Annotated in this window: 23 protein-coding genes; 15 read left to right on the top strand and 8 right to left on the bottom strand. The window is 65.2% G+C overall.

From position 1 onward, the window contains the following. Positions 1 to 59 precede the first annotated feature (59 nt). Positions 60 to 3,041 carry a DNA topoisomerase III gene (locus K5880_RS08310; protein WP_297650654.1) on the top strand — a complete coding sequence of 994 codons (2,982 nt, stop codon included), beginning with the start codon at positions 60 to 62 and terminating at the stop codon, positions 3,039 to 3,041. 23 nt (positions 3,042 to 3,064) lie between these two features. Then, positions 3,065 to 3,715: a glutathione S-transferase N-terminal domain-containing protein gene (locus tag K5880_RS08305; RefSeq protein WP_297650652.1), complete on the top strand. Its 651-nt coding sequence runs from the start codon at positions 3,065 to 3,067 to the stop codon at positions 3,713 to 3,715. A 4-nt stretch (positions 3,716 to 3,719) separates the two neighbouring features. On the opposite strand, the gene K5880_RS08300 is transcribed toward K5880_RS08305, so the two are convergent. The 3 genes from K5880_RS08300 to K5880_RS08290 all read right to left on the bottom strand — a co-directional run bounded on the left by K5880_RS08300 (position 3,720) and on the right by K5880_RS08290 (position 6,489). Next, positions 3,720 to 5,153 carry a sensor histidine kinase gene (locus K5880_RS08300; protein WP_297650728.1) on the bottom strand — a complete coding sequence of 478 codons (1,434 nt, stop codon included), beginning with the start codon at positions 5,151 to 5,153 and terminating at the stop codon, positions 3,720 to 3,722. A 52-nt stretch (positions 5,154 to 5,205) separates the two neighbouring features. After that, a complete protein-coding gene (locus K5880_RS08295; RefSeq protein ID WP_297650650.1) occupies positions 5,206 to 5,880 on the bottom strand; it encodes a response regulator transcription factor in 675 nt (224 codons plus the stop codon). An 84-nt stretch (positions 5,881 to 5,964) separates the two neighbouring features. Next, positions 5,965 to 6,489, bottom strand: coding sequence for a MarR family transcriptional regulator (locus K5880_RS08290; RefSeq protein WP_297650648.1), 525 nt, complete (start codon positions 6,487 to 6,489; stop codon positions 5,965 to 5,967). 135 nt (positions 6,490 to 6,624) lie between these two features. On the opposite strand from K5880_RS08290, the gene recA reads away from it, so the two are divergent. Together recA and recX are read left to right on the top strand one after the other, a co-directional pair. Next, a complete protein-coding gene (gene recA / locus K5880_RS08285) occupies positions 6,625 to 7,761 on the top strand; it encodes a recombinase RecA (protein ID WP_297650646.1) in 1,137 nt (378 codons plus the stop codon). Between the two features lie 38 nt (positions 7,762 to 7,799). Further along, positions 7,800 to 8,261 carry a recombination regulator RecX gene (gene recX / locus K5880_RS08280; protein ID WP_297650644.1) on the top strand — a complete coding sequence of 154 codons (462 nt, stop codon included), beginning with the start codon at positions 7,800 to 7,802 and terminating at the stop codon, positions 8,259 to 8,261. An 8-nt stretch (positions 8,262 to 8,269) separates the two neighbouring features. On the opposite strand, the gene K5880_RS08275 is transcribed toward recX, so the two are convergent. Continuing rightward, positions 8,270 to 9,829 (bottom strand): MFS transporter, encoded by a 1,560-nt coding sequence (locus K5880_RS08275; RefSeq protein WP_297650642.1) that lies wholly within the window; start codon positions 9,827 to 9,829, stop codon positions 8,270 to 8,272. Between the two features lie 104 nt (positions 9,830 to 9,933). Then, entirely contained in the window at positions 9,934 to 10,845 is a 912-nt protein-coding gene (gene argC / locus K5880_RS08270; protein ID WP_297650640.1) for an N-acetyl-gamma-glutamyl-phosphate reductase, read from the bottom strand. Between the two features lie 169 nt (positions 10,846 to 11,014). On the opposite strand from argC, the gene sucC reads away from it, so the two are divergent. The 9 genes from sucC to tfpZ all read left to right on the top strand — a co-directional run bounded on the left by sucC (position 11,015) and on the right by tfpZ (position 22,060). Then, positions 11,015 to 12,178 (top strand): ADP-forming succinate--CoA ligase subunit beta, encoded by a 1,164-nt coding sequence (gene sucC, locus K5880_RS08265; protein ID WP_297650638.1) that lies wholly within the window; start codon positions 11,015 to 11,017, stop codon positions 12,176 to 12,178. Between the two features lie 22 nt (positions 12,179 to 12,200). Then, positions 12,201 to 13,094, top strand: a complete 894-nt coding sequence (gene sucD / locus K5880_RS08260; RefSeq protein ID WP_297650636.1) for a succinate--CoA ligase subunit alpha — start codon at positions 12,201 to 12,203, stop codon at positions 13,092 to 13,094. Between the two features lie 229 nt (positions 13,095 to 13,323). After that, the gene (locus K5880_RS08255; protein ID WP_297650634.1) at positions 13,324 to 16,005 is read left to right on the top strand and encodes a serine/threonine-protein kinase; all 2,682 of its coding nucleotides are present in this window, start codon (positions 13,324 to 13,326) and stop codon (positions 16,003 to 16,005) included. A 10-nt stretch (positions 16,006 to 16,015) separates the two neighbouring features. Continuing rightward, positions 16,016 to 16,804, top strand: coding sequence for a Stp1/IreP family PP2C-type Ser/Thr phosphatase (locus K5880_RS08250; RefSeq protein WP_297650632.1), 789 nt, complete (start codon positions 16,016 to 16,018; stop codon positions 16,802 to 16,804). Between the two features lie 54 nt (positions 16,805 to 16,858). Next, positions 16,859 to 17,488 (top strand): FHA domain-containing protein, encoded by a 630-nt coding sequence (locus tag K5880_RS08245; protein ID WP_297650630.1) that lies wholly within the window; start codon positions 16,859 to 16,861, stop codon positions 17,486 to 17,488. Positions 17,489 to 17,682: 194 nt separating this feature from the next. Continuing rightward, on the top strand, positions 17,683 to 18,486 hold the full coding sequence (locus K5880_RS08240; protein ID WP_297650628.1) for a 3',5'-cyclic-nucleotide phosphodiesterase: 804 nt from the start codon (positions 17,683 to 17,685) through the stop codon (positions 18,484 to 18,486). Positions 18,487 to 18,676: 190 nt separating this feature from the next. After that, the gene (locus K5880_RS08235) at positions 18,677 to 19,165 is read left to right on the top strand and encodes a pilin (protein ID WP_297650626.1); all 489 of its coding nucleotides are present in this window, start codon (positions 18,677 to 18,679) and stop codon (positions 19,163 to 19,165) included. Between the two features lie 21 nt (positions 19,166 to 19,186). Next, positions 19,187 to 20,929: an O-antigen ligase family protein gene (locus K5880_RS08230; RefSeq protein WP_297650624.1), complete on the top strand. Its 1,743-nt coding sequence runs from the start codon at positions 19,187 to 19,189 to the stop codon at positions 20,927 to 20,929. A gap of 363 nt (positions 20,930 to 21,292) precedes the next feature. Next, positions 21,293 to 22,060, top strand: a complete 768-nt coding sequence (gene tfpZ, locus K5880_RS08225; RefSeq protein WP_297650622.1) for a TfpX/TfpZ family type IV pilin accessory protein — start codon at positions 21,293 to 21,295, stop codon at positions 22,058 to 22,060. Between the two features lie 3 nt (positions 22,061 to 22,063). Here the strand turns inward: tfpZ and moaC are convergent, their stop codons facing one another. Further along, on the bottom strand, positions 22,064 to 22,558 hold the full coding sequence (gene moaC / locus K5880_RS08220; RefSeq protein WP_297650620.1) for a cyclic pyranopterin monophosphate synthase MoaC: 495 nt from the start codon (positions 22,556 to 22,558) through the stop codon (positions 22,064 to 22,066). A 57-nt stretch (positions 22,559 to 22,615) separates the two neighbouring features. On the opposite strand from moaC, the gene K5880_RS08215 reads away from it, so the two are divergent. After that, positions 22,616 to 24,259: a M48 family metalloprotease gene (locus K5880_RS08215; RefSeq protein WP_297650618.1), complete on the top strand. Its 1,644-nt coding sequence runs from the start codon at positions 22,616 to 22,618 to the stop codon at positions 24,257 to 24,259. 18 nt (positions 24,260 to 24,277) lie between these two features. Here K5880_RS08215 and K5880_RS08210 read toward each other — a convergent pair whose 3' ends face one another. Both K5880_RS08210 and K5880_RS08205 read right to left on the bottom strand, forming a co-directional pair. After that, positions 24,278 to 24,628: a phage holin family protein gene (locus K5880_RS08210; protein ID WP_297650616.1), complete on the bottom strand. Its 351-nt coding sequence runs from the start codon at positions 24,626 to 24,628 to the stop codon at positions 24,278 to 24,280. A gap of 82 nt (positions 24,629 to 24,710) precedes the next feature. Continuing rightward, positions 24,711 to 25,463: a TerC family protein gene (locus K5880_RS08205; RefSeq protein WP_297650614.1), complete on the bottom strand. Its 753-nt coding sequence runs from the start codon at positions 25,461 to 25,463 to the stop codon at positions 24,711 to 24,713. Positions 25,464 to 25,915: 452 nt separating this feature from the next. Here K5880_RS08205 and K5880_RS08200 point away from each other — a divergent pair, with 452 nt between their 5' ends. Then, positions 25,916 to 26,341: a DUF3717 domain-containing protein gene (locus tag K5880_RS08200; protein WP_297650612.1), complete on the top strand. Its 426-nt coding sequence runs from the start codon at positions 25,916 to 25,918 to the stop codon at positions 26,339 to 26,341.

Here is a 26,341-nt window from a genome sequence, read left to right as displayed (position 1 = left end):
GCGCGGGTGCGCGCGTGCCCATGTGCGCGTGTGCACGCGCGTGAAAGCAGATTGTAGAGATGAAAACATCAGGGTCCGTCCAAACCGAAGGTTCTTCCAAAACGCTGGTCATCGCCGAGAAGCCTTCGGTCGCCCAGGACATCGTGCGCGCGCTCACCCCGGCGGCGGGCAAGTTCGAGAAACACGACGACCACTTCGAGAACGACCAGTACGTGGTCACCTCCGCCGTGGGCCACCTGGTGGAGATCGCCGCGCCCGAGCAGTTCGACGTGAAGCGCGGCAAGTGGAGCTTTGCCCATCTGCCGGTGCTGCCGCCCTATTTCGAACTCCGGCCGATCGACAAGACCAAGTCGCGCCTGGGCGCGGTGGTCAGGCTGGTCAAGCGCAAGGACGTGGGCCGCCTCATCAATGCCTGCGACGCGGGCCGCGAGGGCGAGCTGATCTTCCGGCTGATCGAGCAGTACGCCGGTGGCCTGAAGAATGGCAGCTACCAGCCCCTGGGCAAGCCGGTGCAGCGCCTGTGGCTGCAGTCCATGACGCCGGCGGCCATCCGCGAGGGTTTCGAGAACCTGCGCAGCAACGAGCAGATGCAGGGGCTGGCCGACGCCGCGCGCAGCCGCTCCGAAGCGGACTGGATGGTCGGCATCAACGGCACGCGCGCCATGACGGCCTTCAACTCGCGCGACGGCGGCTTCTTCCTCACCACCGTGGGCCGGGTGCAGACGCCCACGCTGTCCATCGTGGTCGAGCGCGAGGAAAAGATCCGGGCGCACAGGAGCCGCGACTACTGGGAAATCCATGCCTCCTTCCTGGCCGAGGCTGGTGAATACCCGGGCAAGTGGTTCGACCCCAACTTCAGAAAGCCCACCGGCGAGGACGCCGACGCCGACCTGCGCGCCGACCGCATCTGGAACCAGCGTGAGGCGCTGGCGATTGCCGAGGCCGTGCGCGGCAAGGCCGCCAGCGTGAAGGAAGAGAGCAAGCCCACCACGCAGGCCAGCGGCCTGCTGTACGACCTGACCAGTCTGCAGCGCGAGGCCAACGGCCGCTTCGGCTTCTCGGCCAAGACCACGCTGCAGCTGGCGCAAAGCCTGTACGAGCGGCACAAGGCCCTGACCTACCCGCGTACCGATTCGCGCGCCCTGCCCGAGGACTACCTGCCCACGGTGAAGCAGACCTTCGAGATGCTGGCCGGCAGCGGCATGAAGCACCTCGCCCCGCATGCGAAGACCGCGCTCGACGGCAATTACATCCGCCCGAGCAAGCGCGTCTTCGACAACAGCAAGGTGAGCGACCACTTTGCCATCATTCCCACGCTGCAGGCGCCGCACGGCCTGAGCGATGCCGAGCAGAAGCTCTATGACCTGGTGGTGCGCCGCTTCCTCGCGGTGTTCTTCCCCAGCGCCGAATTCATGGTGACCACGCGCATCAGCTCCGTGCTCAACCACCACTTCAAGACCGAGGGCAAGGTACTGGTCAGGCCGGGCTGGATGGCGGTCTACGGCAAGGAAGCCGCCGAGGACGTGGTCGATGCCAAGGAAGGCGACAAGGGCCAGAACCTGGTACCGGTGCGTGAGGGCGAAACCGTGCGCACCGAGTCTGTGGAGCCCAAGGGCCTGAAGACCAAGCCGCCCGCGCGCTATTCGGAAGCCACGCTGCTCGGCGCCATGGAGGGCGCGGGCAAACTGGTGGACGACGACGAGCTGCGAGAGGCGATGCAGGAAAAGGGCCTGGGCACCCCTGCGACGCGCGCGGCCATCATCGAAGGCCTGCTGACCGAGAAGTACATGTTCCGCGAAGGCCGCGAGATCATTCCCACGGCCAAGGCGTTCCAGCTCATGACGCTGCTGCGTGGCCTGGGGGTGGAGGAGCTCTCCAAGGCCGAACTCACCGGCGAGTGGGAATACAAGCTCGCCGAGATGGAGCACGGCCGGCTCAGTCGCGCCGCCTTCATGGGCGAGATCGCGGCCATGACCGAGCGCATGGTGAAGAAGGCCAAGGAATACGACCGCGACACCATTCCGGGCAACTACGCCACGCTGTCCACGCCCTGCCCGAATTGCGGCGGTGTGGTGAAAGAAAATTACCGCCGCTACGGCTGCACGGGTGCCGACGGCAACAGCGAGGGCTGCGGCTTTTCGTTCGGCAAGTCGCCTGCCGGGCGCACCTTCGAACCCGAGGAGGCTGAACAGTTGCTGCGCGACAAGAAGATCGGTCCGCTCGAAGGCTTCCGCTCCAAGGCGGGCTGGCCCTTCGTGGCCGAGATCGTGATCAAGTTCAACGAAGAAGAGAAGAACTGGAAGCTGGAGTTCGACTTCGGCGACGACAAGAAGGGCGAAGAGACGGGCGAACTGGTTGACTTCTCGGGCAGTGAGCCACTGGGCCGTTGCCCCAAGTGCGGTGGCGCGGTGCACGAGCACGGCAGCAACTATGTCTGCGAAAAGGCTGTGCCGACGCTGGCCCAGCCCACGCCCAGCTGCGACTTCAAGAGCGGCAAGATCATCCTGCAGCAGCCGGTGGCGCGCGAGCAGATGAGCAAGCTGCTCGAAACCGGCAAGACCGACCTGCTCGACAAATTCGTCTCGATGCGCACACGCCGCGCCTTCAAGGCCTTCCTGGCCTGGGACAAGGAGGCAGGCAAGGTGAACTTCGAGTTCGCACCGTCCAAGTTCCCGCCGCGCAAGACGACGGCAGGCGCGCCGGCCAGTGCCGCGCCGGCGAAGAAGGCCGCGCCCGCGAAGAAGGCGCCGGCAAAGAAAGCCGCGGCCACCAAGTCGGCCGGGACACCCAGGGCACCGCGCAAGACCACCGCAGCCAGTGGCAAGCAACCCAGCGCCGCGCTGGCCGCGGTGATTGGCGAAGGTGCCGTCTCGCGTCCCGAGGTGGTGAAGAAGCTGTGGGACTACATCAAGGCCAACGGCCTGCAGGACGCGGCCGACAAGCGGCGCGTGAACGCCGACGCCAAACTGCGGCCGGTGTTCGGCAAGGACCAGGTGACGATGTTCGAGATCGCGGGCATCGTCGGGCAGCATCTCAGCTGATTGTTTTCAAGAGGATTTTTCTCATGGGCCTGAAACTTCATTTCGCACCCGGTGCCTGCTCGTTCGTGCCGCACGCGATGCTCGAACTCGCGGGCGTCGACTTCGAGCCTTCGATGGTGAAGCTGCACAAGGGCGAGCAGCGCAGCCCGGAATACCTGGCACTCAATCCACGCGGCCAGGTGCCGGTGCTGGAGGACGATGGCCAGGTGATCACGCAGATCGTGGCCATCCTGCTGCATCTCGACGCCAGGCTGCCACAGGCCGGCATCCTGCCTGCCTCGGGACTGGCGCGCACGCGCGCGCTGCAGACTCTGGCCTGGATGAACAACACGGTGCACCCCACGTTCACCCACGTGTTCATGCCCGAGAAATTCACCGACGACGAAGCCGCCAAGGCGGCCATCCGCGCCTTCGCCGCGACGACCTACCGCGGTCTGCTGGGCGAGATCGAGGCGCTGGCCGCCCAGGCCTCGCCCTGGATGATGGGGGAGAAGCCCGGCGCGCTGGATGCCTATGCGCTCACGCTGCTGCGCTGGGGCGGTTATGCCGGCATCGACCCCGCCGGGTTCCCGGCCACCTGGGGGCTGGTGCAGCGGTTTGCCGCGCTGCCGGCGGTGGCGCGCGCCATCGAGCGCGAGCGCCTGCAGCTCAACGTGTACCAGCCCAAGGCCTGAGCGCTCACTCCTGCGAGCGCGGCGGGTTCTTGGGCGTGAACCTCACCACGGCGCGCAGGCCGCGCTCGGTGTGTGCGTCTTCCATGAACACCGTGGCGCCATGCTGCTGGGCAATCTCCTGCACGATGGCCAGACCCAGACCGGAGCCGTCGACGTTGGTGCCCAGTGCCCGGTAAAACGGCTGCAGCACGAAGGCGCGTTCGTTCTCGGGGATGCCCGGGCCGTTGTCCTCGACCTGCAGGACCTGCACGCCGCTGAACGGGTCGAGCAGCACGCGCGCCGTCACCACACCGCCGCGGCCGGTGTAGTTGATCGCGTTGTCCACCAGGTTGCGCACCATTTCCTGCATCAGGATGGGATTGCCCTCGATCAGACAGTCCTCGGGCACCTCGTCCCGGCCTTCAAAGCCGAGGTCGATGCCGTGCTCCATCGCGCGCGGCACGGATTCCTGCACCACCCCGCGCACCAGCCGGGCGAGATCGATGCGCGCGCTGGGCAGCGTGCGACCGGTGGTTTCCGCGCGCGCCAGCGCCAGCAACTGGTTCACGGTGTGCGTGGCGCGCGCGCTGGAGCGCGCGATCTGTTGCAACGAGCCGCGGATCTCCACCGGGTCGGTTTCGCGCTGCGCGAGCTCGGCCTGCATGCGCAAGCCGGCCAGGGGCGTCTTGAGCTGGTGCGCCGCGTCGGCCAGAAAGCGCCGCTGCGTGGTGAGTGAGGCTTTCAGCCGCGTGAGCAGGTCGTTGATCGAGGACACCAGCGGCGCCACTTCCTGCGGGATGGCAGACTCCTCGATCGGGCTCAGGTCGTCGGGCTTGCGCGCGCGGATGCGCTGCTCCAGTTCGTTGAGCGGGCGGATGCCGCGCACCAGCGCGAGCCACACCAGCAACACGGCCAGCGGCAGGATGACGAACTGCGGCACCATCACGCCCTTGATGATTTCGGCGGCCAGCGTCGAGCGCTTGCCGCGCGTCTCGGCCACCTGCATCAGCACCAGGCGCTCGGGGTCGTTGCGCTCCAGCCAGATGTAGGCCACGCGCACTTCGTCGCCGCGCACCATGTCGTCGCGCATCTGCACGAGGCCCGGCGTGGGTTCCATGTCGTCGCCTGGACGGGGAAAGTCCGCATCGCCGCTGATCACCGTGCCGCGCGAGTCGAGCACCTGGTAGTAGACGAGATCGCTGTCGTCGGCGCGCAGCAGGTCGCGCGCCTGGGCGTTCAGGTTGAAGCTCACATGCCCTTCGTGCGCCTGTACGAACTGGGTGAGCGCCTGCAGATTGAATTCGAGCGCGCGATCGAATGGCTTGCTCGCGATGCCCTGCGCAACGAACCAGGTCAGCGCCAGCGACAGCGGCCACAACAGCAGCAGCGGTGTGAGCATCCAGTCCAGGATCTCGCCGAACAGGCTGCGCTGCTCGCGCTGGAACAGCCCGAACGACATCGGCCCGGCCCGGCCCTCAAGGAGGGCCGGGCCGTCGCCTGGCGCGCCGTCCTCAACCGGTGATTTTTTCAAGACAGTAGCCCAGGCCGCGCACGGTGGCGATGCGGATCGGGCCTTTTTCGATCTTCTTGCGCAGGCGGTGGATGTAGACCTCGATGGCATTGTTGCTCACCTCTTCGCCCCATTCGCACAGCCGCTCGACCAACTGGTCCTTGCTCACCAGGCGCCCGGCGCGTTGCAGCAGCACCTCCAGCAGGCCGAGCTCGCGCGCCGAGAGCTCGACCATCTTGCCGTCGATGGTCGCCACGCGGCCGGCCTGGTCGTATTCCAGCGGGCCATGGCGGATGGTGTTGGTGGTGCCGCCCATGCCGCGGCGCGTCAGGGCGCGCACGCGTGCTTCGAGCTCCTGCAGCGAGAACGGCTTGGCCATGTAATCGTCGGCACCGTAATCCAGTCCCTTGACGCGTTCCTCCACACTGTCGGCCGCGGTGAGGATGAGCACCGGCAGCGTCGAGCCACGCGAGCGCAGGCGCTTGAGCACCTCCAGGCCGTGCAGCCGGGGCAGGCCCAGATCGAGGATGAGCAGGTCGAACTCGTTGTTGGTCAGCAAGGCGGCGTCGGCCTCGTTGCCGCTGGTGACGTGGTCCACCGCAGCGCCGGCCGCTCGCAGGCTGCGCAGCAGGCCGTCGGCCAGTACATGGTCGTCTTCGGCTATCAGGATGCGCATGGAATGTCTCCTCGGGGCTGGCTGGGCAGCTTCTGGTCTTGCAGATGGAGCCACGCGCCGGGTGCGGCGTCGCTCGAAACCATTTTAGGTCGCACTCCGGGCGCTGGCTGCTTCCGATCCATAGGCTTCCAGCCCGAGCGCCACCACGGTGGCCACCGCATCGCCCACCTGGGCGCGGAACTCGGCTTCGGCCTGCGCCACGGCCTGGCGGAACGCCTCCAGCCACAGCAGCCCGGTGTCGGTGAAGGCGATGCGCCGCGCGCGCGCATCGCGCGGATCGGGCTCGCGCCGCACCAGACCCCAGGCTTCGCACTGCGTCACCAGATCGCCCATGGCCTGCTTGCTCATGCCGGCATGTTGCGCCAGCTCGGTCAGGCGCGAGCCCTGCAGGCTCAGGTGGCGGGTGATGTGGATGTGCGCCGCGCCGACCTGCGCGCGCGCCGCCAGGTGCGACAGCGCCAGCGGCACGTTGGCGTCGTGCGCCATCAGATGCAGCACGCGCTCGTCGAAGCGCCGCAGCGCCTGGCCCATCAGGCGGCCCAGGTGGCCACCACGCCAGCGGTCGTCGGGTGGCCGCCCGGGGGCGGTTGCGATGGAGCTGTCGGGCATGGTCAGATAGTAAGGCAAACTGACCAAATAATTGCCATATGGTTTTCAACTCGCCTGTAAACTGCTGTTCAAGCATCCAGCCTGTACGCAATCACACAGGCCATGCGAACCCTCACAACCGCTCAGGAGCCCTCCATGGACGCAGCCGTCAAGAACAATCCCCTCAACAGCGAAAAAGCCAAGGCCCTGCAGGCCGCGCTGGCCCAGATCGAAAAGCAGTTCGGCAAGGGCACCATCATGCGGCTGGGCGAAGGCGAGGTGATCGAGGACATTCAGGTCGTCTCCACCGGCTCCCTGGGGCTGGACATCGCCCTGGGCGTCGGTGGCCTGCCGCGCGGCCGGGTGGTCGAAATCTACGGTCCGGAATCCTCGGGCAAGACCACGCTCACGCTGCAAGTCATCGCCGAGATGCAGAAGCTCGGTGGCCAGTGCGCCTTCGTTGATGCCGAACACGCGCTGGACATCCAGTACGCGCAGAAGCTCGGCGTGAACCTGCAGGACCTGCTGATTTCCCAGCCCGACACCGGCGAGCAGGCGCTGGAGATCGTTGACAGCCTGGTGCGCTCCGGCGCGGTGGACCTGATCGTGGTCGACTCGGTGGCCGCGCTCACACCCAAGGCCGAACTCGAGGGCGAGATGGGCGATTCGCTGCCCGGCCTGCAGGCCCGCCTGATGAGCCAGGCGCTGCGCAAGCTCACCGCCCACATCAAGAAGACCAACTGCATGGTGATCTTCATCAACCAGATCCGCATGAAGATCGGCGTCATGTTCGGCAGCCCCGAGACCACCACGGGCGGCAACGCGCTCAAGTTCTACGCTTCCGTGCGCCTGGACATCCGCCGCACCGGCACGATCAAGAAGGGCGAAGAGGCGATCGGCAACGAGACCAAGGTCAAGGTGGTGAAGAACAAGGTCTCGCCGCCCTTCAAGACCGCCGAGTTCGACATCCTGTTCGGCGAAGGCATCAGCCGCGAGGGCGAGATCCTGGACCTGGGCGTGGTGCACCGCGTGGTGGAGAAGTCGGGTGCCTGGTACGCCTACAACGGCGAGAAGATCGGCCAGGGCCGCGACAACTCGCGCGAATTCCTGCGCGAGAACACCGACCTGCGCATCGAGATCGAGAACAAGGTGCGCACCGAGCTGGGTGTGCCGTTGCTGCCGGTGGACGAAGCCCCGGCCCCGGCCAAGGGCGGCAAATCCGCCAAGGACAAGGCCGCTGACAAGGCGGCCAGGGCCGAAAGTGCCCCGGCTGGTGTGCCCGTGACCGAGTAAGGACCACCCGCCCGTGCCGCGCGCACGGGTGCCGTTGCATGGGCTTTGACCAGATCTCTCTCAAGGGCCGCGCCCTGCGCCTGCTGGCCGGGCGCGAACATTCGCGCGCCGAACTGCAGCGCAAGCTGAGCCCGCACGAGACCGAGCCGGGCGAACTGGCCCGGGCGCTGGACGAGCTGCAGGCCAAGGGCTTCATCAACGAGCAGCGCGTACTGGAATCCGTGCTGCACCGGCGTGCCACGCGACTGGGCGCGGCGCGCGTGCGCCAGGAACTTCAGGCCAAGGGGCTGGACCCGCAGGCGGTGGCCGATGCAGTGGCCGGCCTGCAGGAGACCGAGGAGGTGCGGGCGCGCGAGGTCTGGCGCAAGAAGTTCGGCGAACCCCCGCAGGACGCCGCCGAGCACGGCAGGCAGGTGCGTTTCCTGCTCACGCGCGGCTTCAGCGCTGCCGCCGTGCGGCGCGTCGTTCGCGGCCGAGCGGGCGACGAAGACGAGACCTGAGCGCGGCTTCAGCCGGTGGACGTGGCCGACGCGCCGGCCAGCGTTCGGGGCGTGCGCAACATGCGCCAGGCCAGCCAGGCGCTGACGACCATGATGCCCGTGCCCAGCAGCGCTGCGGCCTGCAGGCCGTCGACGAAGGCTGCTCGCGCGGTCTGGCGCAGGGCCTCGGCCAGCGGAGCGGGCAGGCTCTGGGCCGCCTCCAGCGCGCCACCCAGCGTGGAGGTGCTGGCCAGGGCCTCGGCCGACAGGTCGGCCGGTATCCGGCCCGCCATGCCATGCCGGTACAACCCCGTGGCCAGGCTGCCGAAGACGGCAATGCCCAGCGCGCCCGATAGCTCCGAGCTGGTCTCGGACAGCGCGGAGGCGGCGCCCGCGCGCTCGGGCGGCGCCGAACTGATGACGATGTCGTTGCCGAGCGCGAACACCGGCGCCATGCCCAGGCCCATGAACACCATGCCGCCGATCAGCCAGGCCAGTCCGTGCACGTTGTCCACCAGCACCATGCCGGCAAAGCCGGCGGCTGCCACCACGAGTCCGATCACGATGGTCCGGGGCGCGTCGAGGCGCTGCGCAATGGCAGGCGTGAACATGGAACCCACGACGAACGACAGCGCCCAGGGCACCGTGCACAGACCGGCAATCAATGGCGACAGGCCCAGCACCAGTTGCAGATGCTGCGAGACAAAGATGTAGACGCCAAACATGGCGAACGAGGTCAGTGCATAGGTGCAGATGGCCGCGGCGAAACGGGGCTGGCCGAACAGCTTGAGATCCAGCAGTGGGTAGGCGATGCGGCGCTGGCGCCGCACGAACGACACGCCGGCGAACAGACCCAGGGCGGCAGCGGCCCAGGTCGCTGCGCCCGCATGGCCCTCGGCCACCTGCTTGAGCGCGAACACGCCCCCCAGCACCGCGGCCATCGACAGCGCCACGCTGCCCAGGTCCAGCCGGCCGGCCTTCGGGTCGCGGTACTCGGGCAGCAGGAACGGGCCGACCGCCAGCAACAGCAGCATCACGGGCACCGCAGCCCAGAAGATCGCGGGCCAGGCGAAATACTGCAGGATCACACCGCCCACCAGCGGGCCGATGGCGCCGCCCACGGAATAGCTCGAAATCCAGATGCCGATGGCGATGCGGCGCTCGCGCTCGTTGCGGAACATGTTGGAGATCAGCGAGAGTGTGGACGGCGCGAGTGTGGCGCCCGCGATGCCGAGCAGCGCGCGGGTGGCAATGAGGGCCTGCGCGGTGGTGGACATCGCTGCCGCGACCGAGGCTGCGGCAAAGGCGGCCGCACCGATCAGCAGCAGCCGGCGGCGGCCCAGCTTGTCGCCCAGCGTGCCCATGGTGATCAGGAAGCCGGCCACCATGAAGCCGTAGATGTCGATGATCCAGAGCAGCTGCGCGGCCGAGGGCTTGAGGTCGGCGCTGATCGCCGGCAGGGCCAGATTCAGCACGGTGAGGTCCATGGCATAGACCAGACAGGGCAGCGCGATCACCGCCAGCGCTATCCATTCGCGGCGCGTGGCGCGCGCCGGGGCTGCGTCGTTCGGCATGGGGTCAACGGACATGGGGGCTCCTCAAGGTTCGGCGGTGGACCGCGCCGATACCTGTGTCGGCGCCATTCAGGTGTACGACGAACGGGCGCGCCGGGTTTCGACAACCCGGCGGGGCATCACAGCCCGAGCATCAGCCTGAGGTTCTGCACCGCCGCACCGCTGGCGCCCTTGCCCAGGTTGTCCAGCCGTGCCACCACCACCGCCTGCCGCGCCTCTTCATTGCCGAATACGCGGATTTCCAGCCGGTTGGTGTCGTTGAGGGCGAGTGCGTCGAGCTTGCCGTTCCCGGTCGCCGGTTCGACCCCCACCCATTCGCTGCCCGCGTAGTGCTTCGCATAGATTTCGTGCAGACCCGCCAACGTGGCCTGCCCGGGCAGGGTATCCAGGTGCAGGGGCAACTGCACCAGCATGCCCTGCGCGAAGTTGCCCACCGCAGGCACGAAGACCGGCCGGCGCGTGAGCCCGGTGTAGGCCAGGATCTCCGGAATGTGCTTGTGCTTGAGCCCCAGCGCATACAGTTCGAAGGCAGGGGCCTCGCCTTTCTCGTAGGCTTCGATCATGGTGCGCCCGCCCCCTGTGTAGCCACTCACCGCAGGCAGGCAGACCGGATGGTCCGCCGGCAGCGCACCGGCATCGATCAAGGGGCGCAACAGGGCGATGGCGCCACTGGCGTAACAGCCCGGATTCGCGACGCGGCTGGCCTTTGCCACCGCCTCGCGTTGGCCGGGGGCGAGCTCGGGGAAACCGAACACCCAGCCCGGTGCCGTGCGGTGGGCGGTCGATGCGTCAATGACCTTGGGCTGTCTGCCAGGCAGGGCATCGATCATGGCGACCGATTCGCGCGCCGCATCGTCGTGCAGGCAGAGGACGACCAGATCGACCTGCGCCATCAGCTCGCGCTTGGCCGCCGGATCCTTGCGCCGCTCGGGCGCGATGCTCACCAGTTCGATCTGCGGCATGCCCTGCAGGCGCTCGCGGATCTGCAGCCCGGTGGTGCCTGCTTCGCCATCGATGAAAACCTTTGCCATGGCTGCCCTGCCTTGTCAGTTGGGATACGGGGTACACCATCCGGCGCGGGGGATGCGCGCTTTTGGTGCGTTGCACCATGATACAGTCCTCGGTTGCTGTTTTCAGTGTCCTCCTTGCGGCCACCCCGGTTCGGCCGTCACTCTTTTACCCGTTCCTGAGAGAGACCTCATGAAGATCCATGAATACCAAGGCAAGGAAATCTTGCGCCAGTTTGGTGTGCCCGTGCCGCGTGGCATTGCGGCATTTACGGTGCAGGAGGCGGTCGAAGCCGCTCAGAAGCTGGGCGGCCCGGTGTGGGTGGTCAAGGCCCAGATCCATGCCGGCGGACGTGGCAAGGGTGGCGGCGTGAAGGTGGCGAAGTCGGTCGACGACGTCAAGCGCCTGGCCGGTGAAATCCTGGGCATGCAGCTCAAGACGCACCAGACCGGCCCCGAAGGCCAGAAGGTCCGCCGCCTCTACATCGAGGACGGTGCCGACATCCAGAAAGAGTACTACGTCTCGGTCGTGACCGACCGCGCCACGCAGAAGGTGGCCTTCATCGCCTCCAGCGAAGGCGGCATGGACATCGAGGAAGTGGCGCACGCCACCCCAGAGAAGATCATCAAGGTGTTCGTGGATCCGCTGGCCGGCCTGACCGACGCGCAGGCGAAGGAAATCGCCGACGGCATCGGCATGCCGGCGAACTCCACCGCGCAGGCCTGCGACATCTTCCAGAAGCTCTACAAGTGCTACATGGACACGGATGCATCGCTGGTCGAGATCAACCCGCTCAACCGCGACAGCAAGGGCAACGTGATCGCGCTGGACGCCAAGTTCAACTTCGACTCGAACGCGCTGTTCCGTCACCCCGAAATCGTGGCCTACCGCGATCTGGACGAAGAAGACCCGGCCGAGATCGAGGCTTCCAAGTTCGACCTGGCCTACATCAGCCTGGATGGCAACATCGGCTGCCTGGTCAACGGCGCCGGCCTGGCCATGGCGACCATGGACACCATCAAGCTGTTCGGCGCCGAGCCGGCCAACTTCCTCGACGTGGGCGGCGGCGCCACCCCCGAGAAGGTGACCGAGGCGTTCAAGATCATGCTCAAGAACGACAAGGTCAAGGCGATCCTGGTCAACATCTTCGGCGGCATCATGAAGTGCGACACCATCGCCACGGGTGTGATCACCGCCTGCAAGGCGACCAACCTCAATGTGCCGCTGGTCGTGCGCATGAAGGGCACCAACGAGGAACTGGGCAAGAAGATGCTGGCCGAATCGGGCCTGCCCATCATCAGCGCCGACACCATGGCCGAAGCCGCCCAAAAAGTGGTCGCCGCCGTCAACGCCTAAGCCCAGGAAAGCGAGAAACGCCATGTCGATCTACATCAACAAAGACACCAAGGTCATCACCCAGGGCATCACCGGCAAGACCGGTCAGTTCCACACCGAGAAGTGCCAGGAATACGCCAACGGCAAGAACTGCTTCGTCGCCGGCGTGAACCCGAAGAAGGCCGGTGAATCGATCTTCAACATCCCGATCTACGCCTCGGTGAAGGAAGCCGCGTCGCAGACCGGCGCCACCGTGTCGGTGATCTATGTGCCGCCCGCGGGCGCTGCCGCCGCCATCTGGGAGGCCGTCGAGGCCGACCTCGATCTGGCGATCTGCATTACCGAAGGCATTCCAGTCAAGGACATGCTGGAAGTGCGCAACCGCATGAAGGCCAAGGAAGCGGCCGGCGGCAAGAAGACCTTGCTGCTGGGCCCGAACTGCCCGGGCCTGATCACTCCCGACGAGATCAAGATCGGCATCATGCCGGGCCACATCCACAAGAAGGGCCGCATCGGCGTCGTGTCCCGCTCGGGCACGCTGACTTATGAGGCCGTGGCGCAGCTGACCGAAATCGGCCTGGGCCAGTCCAGCGCCGTCGGCATCGGGGGTGACCCCATCAACGGCCTGAAGCACATCGACGTGATGAAGGCCTTCAACGACGACCCCGACACCGACGCCGTGATCATGATCGGCGAGATCGGCGGACCCGACGAAGCCGAGGCCGCGATGTGGTGCAAGGCAAACATGAAGAAGCCCATCGTCGGCTTCATCGCGGGCGTGACCGCGCCCGCAGGCAAGCGCATGGGCCACGCCGGCGCGCTGATTTCTGGCGGCGCGGACACCGCAGACGCCAAGCTGGCCATCATGGAAGAGTGCGGCTTCAAGGTCACGCGCAATCCGTCGGAAATGGCCAAACTGCTCAAAGCGCTGCTCTGATTCGGTCCGCACCGGTGTGAAAAGGGCAACGCTTGCGTTGCCTTTTTTCATGTGTGCGCCGTTTGTGCGGCACCAAATCCACAAACACGCTTGCCCTGATGCGAGGCCCTGAAACAAAATGCTACATTTTGGGTGCGGGCGTATGTCGCCGCACCGACGGTGCGCTTGTCTCTGACCTTCGGGCAGTTCGCGGCGACCAGCAGGCGAACCGACCCGGAGAATGTGCGACGTGTCCACCCACAAGACGAACCCCCGCAAGGGCCCCGGCCGGATCTGGCGATCCGATGCCTTCATGGGCCTGCTGGTGGTGCTCGCCGTGTTTGCCCTGCACGCCTGGACCGATCTGTTCGCGGGGCTGGAGCGCCGCTTCTACGACATGGCGAGCGCCGCCAGCAACCGCCAGCCCAGCGACCGCATCGCCATCATCGCCATCGACGACCAGAGTATTGCCAACATTGGTCGCTGGCCCTGGCCCCGCGAGGTTCACGCCGAGTTGATCGACCAGCTTGGCGCGGCCAGGGCCAAGACCGTGGCACACACCGCGTTTTTCTTCGAACCGCAGACCGATCGCGGGCTGACCCAGCTGCGCGAATTGCGCGCCATGCTGGATGGTTCGGCACCGGGCGCGGCGCCGCTGCCTGACCTGGGCGAGATGTCGCGCCAGCGTCTGCAGGACTTTATCGGCGAGGCCGAACAGAGACTGGACTCCGATGCGCGCCTCGTGGCCAGCATGGCGCGTGCCGGCAACGTGATCGTTCCCTCGGTGTTTGACCTGGGCCAACCCGTGGGGCGCCCCGACCAGCCGCTGCCGGCCTTTGCCCAGCGCAGCGCGGTGGCCAATGACAGCGGTTTTGGCGTTCCCGCGCTGCGTACGCAGCAACCCCTGGCCGCTGTGGGCGAGGCGGCACGTGCCGTGGGACACCTCAACCAGTTTCCCGATACCGATGGCTCGGTGCGTCAGGAGCCGCTGCTCGTGCAGTTCGATGGCTTCGCCGTGCCGTCCATGGGCCTGACAACCGCTGCCCACAGCCTGAACCTGACCCGGGACGACATCCGCCCGCTGCCGGGCCAGGGCGTGCTGCTGGGCCGCACCCTGATTCCCACCGATGCTGCGGCGCGCACGCTGCCGCAGTTTTATGCCAACCGCGATGGGCGCCCGGCCTTCCCGGTCGATTCCTTTTACGACGTGATCTCGGGCCGCATTCCCGCGAGCAAGTACGCCGACAAGATCGTCATCGTTGGCGCCACCGCCGCCGGCGTGGGCACGCTGTTCACCACGCCGGTGTCCGCAGCGATGTCGCCCGCCACGATCCTGGCGCACATCACGTCGAGCATCCTCAGTGGGCATTTCATTGCCCAGCCCGCCTGGAGCGGCCTGGCTGTGCTGGCCGTGCTGTTGCTGGTGGCGGTCTATGTGGTGCTGGTGCTGCCGCGCCTGTCGGCCGCGGCGGCGGCGGTGTTGACGGCCGGACTGTTCATCGCGCTGCTGGGCGCCGAGTACCAGTTGCTGGCGGCGGCCGCGATCTGGCTGCCACTGGTGTTCCCGGTCGCCCTGTTGCTCATCGGGCACCTGGCGCTCACCACCCGCCGCTTCCTGGCGACGGAGGCAGGCAAGCTGAAGTCGGACGAAGAGTCGGCCGAGACCAACCGCATGATGGGCCTTGCACTCCAGGGCCAGGGCCAGCTCGACATGGCCTTCGATCGACTGCGCCGGGTGCCGCACAGCGAGGCATTGATGGACAACCTCAAGCACCTGGCGCTGGATTTCGAGCGCAAGCGCCAGTTCAACAAGGCCGAGGCGGTGTACGAGCACATGGCGCGGTTCGACCGTACAGATGCCGACCTGCAGGCGCGCCTCCAGCGCGCCAGGAACCTGTCGGAAACCGTGGTGCTGGGCGGCGGGTCCTCCCACCCAGGGGGCACGCTGCTGCTCACCGGCGGTGGCGTCGAGAAGCCCATGCTGGGGCGCTACCAGGTCGAGAAGGAACTGGGCAAGGGCGCGATGGGCGTGGTCTATCTCGGTCGCGACCCCAAGATCGGGCGCACCGTGGCCATCAAGACGCTGGCGCTCAGCGCTGAATTCGAAGGCGCCGAACTGGCGGACGCCCGCGAGCGCTTTTTTCGCGAGGCCGAAACCGCCGGGCGCCTGCAGCATCCGCACATCGTCACGATCTTCGATGCCGGCGAGGAGCACGACCTGGCTTACATCGCCATGGAATTCCTGCCCGGACAGGATCTGGTGGAGCACACCCGCGCGGGGCAACTGCTGCCGGTGGCCACCGTGCTGTCCATCGGCGAACGCGTGGCGCTGGCGTTGGACCACGCCCACCGGCAGCAGGTGGTGCACCGCGACATCAAGCCGGCCAATGTGATGTACGACCCCGCCACGGACAGTGTCAAGGTCACCGACTTCGGCATTGCCCGCATCACCGGGTCCAGCAAGACCAAGACCGGCATGGTGCTGGGCACCCCCAGCTTCATGTCGCCCGAGCAACTGGCTGGACAGCGTGTGGACGGCCGCTCGGACCTCTATTCGCTGGGCGTGAGCCTGTTCCAGTTGCTCACCGGCGTGCTGCCGCTGCGGGGCGATTCGCTGGCCGCGCTGATGTACCAGATTGCCAACGTGCCGGCGCCCGACGTGCACACGCTGCGTCCGGAACTGCCCCGGGAACTGGTCGATATACTGGGCAAATCCCTCACCAAATCGCCCGCACAGAGGTACCAGACCGGGGAAGAACTGGCGGCCGATCTGCGCAAAGTCCTTGCCGTGCTGGAGGCGTCCGCTGCCCCCGACGGGGCCGCCGGGCCTGCCGGGCGCGGCGATGAAAACGCATTGCTTGCCACTGTTGTCACGCCAGCCCCGGCTACGCGCGCCGTGCTCGAAAGCAGCAGCCCCGATATCCGCTTATAAATCGAACAATATGATTTTTGAGTATTTCTGCTTAACGGACCCGGGCCTGGTGAGGGACAACAACGAGGACTCCGTGGCCCTCGATCCCGACAACCAGGTGGCTGTGCTCGCCGATGGCATGGGCGGCTACAACGCGGGCGAAGTCGCCAGCGCGATGGCCACCACATTCATCAAGACGGAGCTGGGGCGCTGGATGTCCGAAGGCGGCCACGAAGCCAGTGCGCGCGAGCTCAAGCGGGCGATGGAAATCTGCATCGACAACGCCAACCGCTCCATCTTCAATGCCGCCAACTCCAATGCGCAGTACGCCGGCATGGGGACCACCCTGGTGATGGGCGTGTTCCACGGCGCGCGCGCCATGATCGGCCACGTGGGCGACTCGCGCTGCTACCGCCTGCGCACCGGCAGCTTCATGCAGATCACGCGCGACCACTCCCTGCTGCAGGAGCAGATCGACGCCGGGCTCATTTCCCTCGAACAGGCGCAGTACGCCACCCACAAGAACCTGGTCACCCGCGCGCTGGGTGTGGAAGACACCGTGTTGCTCGAAGTCAACGAGCACCGGGTCGAGGACGAGGACCTGTACCTGTTCTGCTCGGATGGCCTGAGCGACATGATGAGCGACGAGCGCATCGCCGCCATTCTGGTCACCGCCGGCACGCTCGAAGAAAAGGCCCATGCCCTGGTCGACGCCGCCAACGACGCTGGCGGACGCGACAATATTTCGGTGATACTGGCGTATGCTCGTTCCAAGCCTGTGCGCAAGGGTCTGCTGTCGCGGATGCTTGGCAAGGGTTAGCGGCGTGTTTGCGGAAATCCAGAATTCAACTTACAGGTTCCAGAGGAGTCGGCCATGCCGAAAATGATCGTTTCCATCGACGGTGTCGTCATCAAGGAAGTGCAGCTCACCAAAGACCGCACCACGCTCGGCCGCCGTCCTTATAACGACATCGTCATCGACAACCTGGCGGTCAGCGGTGAACACGCTGTGATGCAGATGTCCGGCATGGACGTCTTTCTGGAAGACCTCAACAGCACCAACGGCACCTACGTCAACGGCAAGGCGATCAAGAAGCAGCAGTTGCAGAATGGCGACAGCGTCGAGATCGGCAAGTACAAGATCAAGTTCGTGCACGAAGGTGCCACGGACAGCTACGAAAAGACCACCGTCATCAATGCCGGCGCCGTGGTGGATGCAGGCGACTCCCAGGGCGCTTCGCTGGGCAGCGCCGCCATCAAGGTCATGTCCGGCACGGCAGCCGGGCGCGAGGTTCCCCTGGTCAAAGTGGTCACCACCATCGGCAAGCCCGGCGTGGCCGTGGCCGCCATCACCCGCCGTCCCCATGGTTACGTCGTGGCCCTCGTCGAAGGCACGCTCAAGCCCACCATCAACGGCAACGCCATCGGCACCGACGCGGTGAACCTGCACCACGGTGATCTGCTGGAGCTCGCCGGTACCCAGATGCAGTTTGTTCAGCACTGACCGGACTGCTGCCTTGCGGCGCTCGCCCTGGCGAGCGCCCGGTTGCAAAAATGCCAAAAAAGTCCTATCCGGGACTCCGGTGAACAGGTAGCCTTCGGCAGGCGATCGTCGAGCAGTCCCCGGGACGGCACACGCGATCACATTCCAAGTCTTCATGCGCTGGCAGTGCCGGCCATGCCATGCCAAAGCTGCCGATGCGGGTCCGTGTTCTGGGGTGTTCTGGGGCCATCTCCCAAGGTTGCCGCACCACTTCATTCTTGCTGGACGACAACGTCCTTATCGACGCCGGCACCGGCGTGGGCGACCTGACCCTGGCCGAGATGGCGGGCGTCGACCACGTGCTGCTCACACACTCCCACCTCGACCACGTGGCCGCGCTGCCCCTGATGCTGGATGCCGTGGCCGCGCGCCGCATGGCGGCGGGCGCCGCACCGCTGCAGGTACACGCCCTGCCCGGCACCATCGAGGCATTGCGCAGCCACATCTTCAACAACCTGATCTGGCCCGACTTCTCCGCCATACCGAGTGCGGAGACGCCCCTCATGCGCTTTGTGCCCATCGCCGTGGGCGAGGTGCTGCACGTGGGGGGCAAGGCCATCGAGGTGCTGCCAGCCGTGCACACCGTGCCCGCGGTCGGGTTCGCCGCCGCGAGCGCGTCCGGCCACTGGGTATTCAGTGGCGACACAGGGCGCAACCCCGCGTTCTGGAAACGCATCAACCAGTTGCCCGTGGCCTTGCTGGTGATCGAGACCGCGTTCAGCAACCGCGAACACGAACTTGCCCAGCGCAGCCTGCACTTGGCGCCGGGCACCCTGGCCCAGGAACTCGAGCAGATTGACCCTGGGAGCCGCTATCCGATCTACATCACCCACACCAAACCGGCGGAAACGGGCCTGATCATGGAAGAGATCCGCGACTTCGACGAAGCGCCCCGCCGGGCGGAAAGCGTGCGCCACGACATTCGCTGGCTCAGCGCCGGACAGACCTTCGAACTCTGACAAATCCTGTCCGACCGGGCGGAGGTGACAAAAAATGTCGGTCATATCCCGGCGCACTGGTCACCAAATGTCACTGTGAGGGGCTTAAGCGTGAAATAGGCTGCAGAAAACAGGCCATTTCAGGTTGGCACGGCGTCTGCTGATAAGGAAGCGTCCGTAACCCAACCCCCTGTCTCCAAGGAGTCTCCCCATGAAGCTCAAGCATTCCCTGCAAAAAGGTTTCACCCTCATCGAACTGATGATCGTGGTGGCCATCATCGGTATTCTGGCTGCGGTTGCGCTGCCGGCTTATCAGGACTACACCAAGCGCGCCAAGATGTCGGAAGTGATTCTGGCGGCTTCGGCTTGCCGTACGAGCGTCACCGAGGTTTACCAGACCAGCTTGACCGCCTCCTTGCCTGCTGCTGGAGCATGGGGCTGCGAAGCTTCGGTGAGCACGTCTCAGTACGTTCAAGAAATCGCCACCAATGCCGCAGGCGCCGTGCAAGCAACGTCGCAAAACATCGGCTCTGGCGCAAACGGCACCATCATTCTCCGACCTACTCTCAATCCCGCTGGCGACGCAGTTACCGGCTGGCTTTGCGGTCCTGGATCGGTTGACGCCAAGTTCCTCCCGGGTTCTTGCCGCGATACGACAGTCGCTGCCACGGCTGGTCCCTTTGTCGCAACCACGCCTTAAGTGTCAAATCTGGATTCTTGCTTGACGCAAATCCCGCATGAAAAGAAAAACGCCCCATTGGGGCGTTTTTCTTTGCTTGATTTGGTGCCGATTACGGTGTCGGCGCTCTTTCTGGCAGGCTGGCTAACTACAAGCCATATATCGCCCTGGGTCAGCTGGCATGCGGAGGTACCATTCTTCTTTGCCGTGTTGCTGGCCGCGTGGGTTGCGGTTGCCAAAGCAATCTTTATTGCACCCAACTCCCGAATTGCATTTCCTATATCAGTCTGGCCCTTTTTGTTCCTGTTCTTGGTAGGGTTGCTGCAATGGGCAGCAGGGAGCATTGTCTTTTTTGGCGACTTGTTTGTCTTTGGCTTGTACTTGTCGTTGTGTGTGATCTCAATCTCTTTGGGATATGGATTGATGCAGCCGTCTTTGCCGGATGTATCTGCCCGGGCAGGCTTGCCCTACAGCGTTCTGTTGGCACTCACCTTGATTGTTGGGGGTGTCGCATCGGTAGCAGTGGCGTTGGCCCAAGTGCTGGAAGTCTGGAAAACCGCTTCATGGATACTGCCTATTCCAGGTGTTCGGCGCCCAGGGGCAAATCTTGGTCAACCTAATCATTTGAGCACTTTGATCGTCATGGCGTTGGCGAGCGCCATTTTCCTGCATGGATCAAGATGGTTGGGCAATAGAGTTCTCCTGCTCTTGATGGTATTCCTGACTGCCGGGCTGGCTGTCACGGAGTCGCGAACAGGGGCTTTGAGCTTCATTGCACTAATAGGTTGGTGGTGCTGGAAACAACCCCAGATAACCCCGAAAGCGTCACGCCTGTGGGTCGCACCGATTGTTGCACTGTTTGCTGCGATGTTTTTGCTTTGGCCTGCCGCGCTCGCAATGGTTCGCGTATCTTCTGGCGCGTTGGGTGTGCGCTTGGGCGACGCCATCAAAGAAGGCCGGATGGATGTGTGGCCTCAGTTGATCGCTGCGGCGTTGGAAAAACCATGGTGGGGTTGGGGAATTCATCAAACTGCCGAAGCTCACAATGCAGTAGCGCACCTGTACCAGAAAAGCCTCCCCTTTACCTATAGTCACAATATTGTGATCGATTTGATCCTGTGGGTCGGACTTCCAATCACATGCCTTTTGATGTTTGTGGCAGGGGTTTGGGCTCTGCGCAGGATGGTCGTAGTTCAATCACCTCTATCATGGTTTGGTTTTGCGGTCCTACTGCCGCTTGCAGTGCATTCGATGCTGGAATTTCCGTTTTCCTATTCATATTTGCTAGTGCCAGCAATGCTGGGAGTAGGCGCAATGGAAAGAGCGCTCGACCAGGGAAAAAAATTTCAACTAGGCCTTAAACCTGCATCTGTAACTTTGCTAATTGCCACTACTTTTTCTGCATGGTCGGTATGGGAGTATGTGCAGGTTGAGAAAGACTTCCAAGTGGCTCGTTTCGAGCTCCTTCGAATTGGTCAAGTGCCCGAAGAGCATAGGCCGCCGAAGATTCGTTTGCTTACACAGCTTGATACCCTGACAGCTGCGGCGCGAATTGAACCTGGGCCGGATTTATCTTTGAACGAGATGTTGACCCTCAAGAGAGCTGCGCTAGGCTATCCATGGTCGGGCACACAGTATCGATATGCGCTGGCTCTTGCCCTCAAAGGGGAGGCGGCCGAGGCTGAGCGGCAACTTCAAGTGATCCAAGTCCTGCATGGCGAGAAAATATCTCTAAAGTTCCGCGCCGAAATTGAAAAAAAGCTGAAGATTTCAGTTATCCATTAAATTGACTTCGATTGCTCCCACAATGGGGAGCACGATTGCGCGGTTCTACGCCCTTTGGAGTGCACCTTGCGATGCCCAGCTGAGCTCGGATGCCTGCCATCGTTATGCCAAGGATTTGGCCCTCAACGGAGAGACAACCAAAGGATTCGGGCCAATGCGCATCCTTCGCACTCAGCACAGCGACGAGCTGCACGAAGAGCTGAAAGGCCAGTTGGAGGCTGAGGTCGTGGCCTAATGGTGGAATCAATGTCTTCATCCAAACTGACGCGGCGCTAGCCGTCTTGCGAGACTCGCGTCGATGCAGCATGATTTTTCGCTCGCTTTCTTACATTTCAGCTTGTTTGAAGACAGGAGAAAAAATTGATGGCAACGAGCTGGCGTTGGCGCATGAAGGCGGCAGGGGCCCACATGGCCTTGAGTGCGGTGGTGATCGGGTTCATCGCGCTGGGGATGTTCCATGTCTGGTACCCGGAACCCTTCCGGTCACTGTCCGGTGGGCTGAACCTCTTTTTCCTTGTTGCGCTCGTGGACCTGGTGTTGGGGCCCGGAGCGACACTGGTGGTATCAAGCCCTGGTAAGCCGAAGCGCGAATGGCGCACTGACGTCGGGTTGATTGTTTTGATTCAGTTGGCCGCTCTGGCCTACGGCGTCTGGACGGTGTACCAAGCGCGTCCTGTCTTTCTGGCATTCGAAATCGATCGCTTTCGAGCGGTCCACGCCGTTGAGGTTCCGCTTGAACTGCTGGACCGCGCTCCGCCGGGCGCTAGGGTTCTGTCGCTCCTCGGGCCGGGCATGGTGGCCGTGCGCCCCTTCGTTGACGCGAAAGAGGAGGCTGATGCCACCATGGCCGCCTTGGGTGGCGTGCATCTGGGGGCACGCCCCGACCTCTGGATGGCCTACGAGGACTCGGTACCAAAGGTGCTGGCAGTGGCTAGACCGGTGCGGGAACTGTTGGACCGAAGGTCGGATGCCCGGGAGGCCTGGGTTCGATCCCCCGCGCTGGAAAGCTTGAACGCCGATGAGGTCCTGTACCTGCCCCTGGTTGGAAGGACTTCTTTCTGGACCATCCTGCTTGACCGCCACAACGCTCAACCGGTGGGCTATCTGCCGGTCGATCCGTACGATCCTTGAGGCTCACCCCGTCACAAACTCCCCGCTCTTCCCCCCCCGCTTCTCCCTCAATCGCACCCCCCCCATCACCATCCCCCGGTCCACCGCCTTGCACATGTCGTAGATCGTGAGCAGGGCCACCGACACTGCTGACAGGGCTTCCATTTCCACGCCGGTCTGGCCGGTGCATTCGGCTGTCGCGCGGCACAGCACGCTGTGGGTGTCGGGCTCGATGTCGAACTCCACCGCCACGCGTGTCAGCGCTATCGGGTGGCACAGGGGGATGAGGTCGCTGGTTTTCTTGGCGGCCTGGATGCCGGCGATGCGGGCGATGCCGAGCACGTCGCCCTTCTTGGCGGTGCCCACCTGGATCAGTGCCAGCGTGGCCGGCAACATGGTGATGCGCCCCTCGGCGACCGCCACCCGGTGGGTGCTGGCCTTGGCGGCCACGTCCACCATGTGCGCCTGGCCCCGGGCGTCGAAATGGGTCAGTGGGGAAGAAGGGTTTGTATCGGTCATGGGGACTTGTTTCGGCGGTTTTACAGAACCGGTGGGGCTTGGCGGCATCATACGGGGATGCGTTCACTTCCCTTGACGTCCCTGCTGGTGGTGTCCCTGCTGTTGCCGACCGCGCCCCCATCGTTTGCCCAGTCCGGCTCACCGTCCGCCCTGCCCAGCCTGGGGGACGGCCAGGACATGTCGATTGCGGCCGAGCGGCGGCTGGGCGACCGCATCGCGCGCGACATCTACCGTGATCCGGATTACCTGGACGACCCGGTGCTGGGCGACTACCTGCAGGCCCTGTGGCAGCCCTTGCTCGGCGCGGCGCGCGACCGGGGTGACGTGCCGCCCGAGCTGGCCGAGCGCCTGGCCTGGGAGCTCGTGGTCTCGCGCGACAAGCGGGTCAATGCCTTTGCCTTGCCGGGCGGCTACCTGGGCGTGAACCTGGGCCTGGTGGCGATCACCGAGCGGCCGGAGGAACTGGCCTCGGTGATGTCGCACGAACTCAGCCATGTCTCGCAGCGCCACATCGCACGCATGATGACGCAGCAGGACCGCATGGCGCCCTGGTTGATGGGCGCGATGATCCTGGGCGCGCTGGCGGCGGGCGCCAATTCCCAGGTGGGCGGCGCGGCCATCGTGGGCAGTTCGGCAGTGGCGGCCCAGTCGCAGTTGAACTTCTCACGCGACATGGAGCGCGAGGCCGATCGTGTGGGCTTCGGGGTGCTCACGGGCGCCGGCTTCGACGGCCACGGCTTCGTGAGCATGTTCGACAAGATGCAGCAAGCATCGCGCTACGACGACGGTTCCTTCCCGTACCTGCGCAGCCACCCGCTGACGGGCGACCGCATCGCGGACATGCGCGCGCGTTTGCCGCAGGGTCCGGTGGGGGCGCCGGGCGCGCCAGCGGCGGGATCTCGGAGCATGGCTGTGGCGGGCGGCGCGGGCCCGGCGACGGGCTCTGGAGGTCTGCGCCTGGACCTGCCAGGCATGGGCGGAGGTGGAGATGCCACGGCCGGTCTGGCCATGCCGTCGCGCGCCATCCATGGACTGATGGCTGCCCGTGCCCGCGTGCTGGCCGAGAACAGTCCCGACCGCCAGCGCGCCTGGCTGACCAGCGGGAAGTCGGCGGATGCCAAGGCGGGCGACCGCTATGCGGCGGCGCTGTCGGCGCTCAGGCTGGGTCAGCGCGACCTGGCGCTGGAACTGGCCCAGCGCCTGCGTGGCGCGGTGGCCCCGGAGGCCCGTCCGACGGTCGATGCCTTGCTGCTGGAGGTGCTGCTGGCACCGGGGACGCCCCTGAGCGCGTCTCAGTCGGCCAGCCTGGCAGAGTTGCGCGAACAGATGCTGGCGGGCACCTCGCGCGCGAGCGCCCTTTTGGGCGCGCAGGCCGCGCTGGCCACCGGCCAGCCGCAACGCGCCGTCTCGCGGTTGCAGGCCTGGGTGGCGCTGCAGCCGCGCGATGCCGTGGCCTGGCAAATCCTTTCGCGTGCCTACACCTTGCAGGGGCATGCGCTGCGAGCGATCCGCGCCGAGGCCGAATCGCGCGCCGCCCACCTGGACTTCGCGGGCGCTGTCGAGCGCTTCAAGGTGGCACAGGCGCTGCCCGTCGCCCAGCGCAGCGCCGATGCGATGGAGCTGGCCATTGTGGACAGTCGCCGGCGCGAGGTGGAGGCGCGGTTGCGCGAATCGGTACTCGAAGAGGAAAGCCGGCGCTGAGACGCCGTGGTGCCTGAGTCAGCGGGAAAGTACCGAGCGCAGGGCTGAGTTGACCACCAGCATCAGCACCGAGTAGATCAGCGAGCCCAGCAGGGCGGCCAGGAAGCCGTTGACGTGGAAGCCGTCGAGCACGCTGGCGGCGGCCCAGAACAGCAGCGCGTTGATGACGAACAGGAACAGACCCAGCGTGACGATGGTGACCGGCAGTGTGAGCAGCACCAGCACAGGGCGCAGCACTGCGTTGAAGAGGCCGATGACCGCCGCCGCAATCAGTGCTGAGGTGAAGCTCTGCACCTGCACGCCGGGGTAGATGTAGGCGACCACCAGAAGTGCGCAGGCGGCCAGCAGCCAGGTCAGGATGAGTTTCATGGCGGGCAGCATACACCGCCATGAAAAAGGGCGGCGCCCTTGCGGACGCCGCCCCCGATAGGCCGGAAGGGAAAAGGCCCGATCAGGCCTCGTGCGCCACCGGCGGGCGGCGCGATGCAATCCACTTGCCCAGGGCCAGCACCAGCAGCGCGCCGGCAACGTGGGCCGTCCAGTACAGCGTGTCGGAGATGACGGCGATGCCTTTTTCGTCCACCGTGCCGAGCTTGGGCATCCAGAGCCACTTGTCGGGGTTGACGAAGGCCGGGTCGGTGACCAGCATGCCGCCCGCGATCCAGCCCAGCAGCATGCCGCCCAGGGTGATGATCATGGGGAAGCGCGCCATCAGCTTGATGACCATGGTGCTGCCCCAGACGATGATGGGAATGGAGATCAGCAGGCCCAGCACCACCAGCAGGAAGGAGTGCTCGCCCGCGTTCTGCGCCGCGCCGGCGATGGCGATGACGTTGTCCACGCTCATCACCAGGTCGGCAACGATGATGGTCTTGATGGCAGCGAGCAGCTTGTCGCTGCCCTGAATGTCGCCATGCGCTTCGTCATCGGGGGCCAGCAGTTTCACGCCGATCCACACCAGCAGCAGCGCGCCCACCAGCTTGATGAACGGAACCAGCAACAGCGTCATGGCGAACGCGATCAGGATGACGCGCAGGACGATTGCGCCGGCCGTGCCCCAGATGATGCCCTTGGTGCGCTGAGCCGGCGGCAGCTTGCGACAGGCCAGCGCGATCACGACCGCGTTGTCACCACCCAGCAGGATGTCGATGATGATGATCTGTCCCAGGGCCACCCAGAACGCAGGCGATGTCAGGAAATCCATAAATTCCTCGTTGTGTATTGTCCAAAAGGGCAAGACGCGAGGCATGCTCGATTGCGTCCGCCCGACCTTCTCGTGATCGACCCCCTGTGGCGACCGGAAGGCGCTGTCTGTCTGCCCGCGGCGGCGCGCCTGCGCTGGCGAAGGGAACGGACATGCCTTGATCGGCCCCTGGAAGGCCCATCAAAGGTCTGGCTCGACCCGGCGATGGATGGCCGGGCCCGGGCTGCCGGAAGCGGTGGCTTCGTACTGACGACAGACCGAATGTCCGGCGCGCGCGGGTGTGGGGCCTGCCTGCACCGGAGCGGAGAGCTACTCCCCTTCGAGACCCGCGATTGTACCGGCGCCCACCTCTGGCGGCCGGCGTCGCCGGTACGCAGTTACCACAAGGCCGGGGCAGATTCTGACGCTGGCGCGTCTCGGTCCATGGCCGGACTGGCTATCATGCACACCCCATGGCCGGCATCCACATCACCGATATCGAAGCCGCGATCAATTATTGGCGTGAGCGCTCACCCTCGCCAGATGGTGTGTCGCTATGCAAGGAAACGCGTGCGCTGGCCGAGGTGTATGCGCTGATGGTGTGGCACCACGAAACCGAGGCCGACGAGGTCACCCTGCCGGCTGCGGCACGGGCCGCCTGGATGCGCTGGTACGAGTCCACGCCCGACACCCCGTGCATCGCCATCTGCTCGACCAGCCAGGGTGACGAAGTCTGCAAGGGCTGTGGACGCACGTTCGACGAGGTGCAGCGCTGGACCGAGATGACCCCGGGTGAGAAGCGAGCGAGCTGGCGGCGCATCACCATCGAGGGCGATGCCTGGCGCTTCAACCGTTATGCCGAGCGCGCGCTCGAAGACAGCCCGGCCGGCGGAAAGTGA

Origin of the sequence: Hydrogenophaga sp. (assembly GCF_025699295.1) — a bacterium.
Lineage (GTDB): Bacteria > Pseudomonadota > Gammaproteobacteria > Burkholderiales > Burkholderiaceae_C > Hydrogenophaga.
Note: the sequence above shows the minus strand (reverse complement) of the source record. Positions and strands in the feature narration are given on the sequence as shown.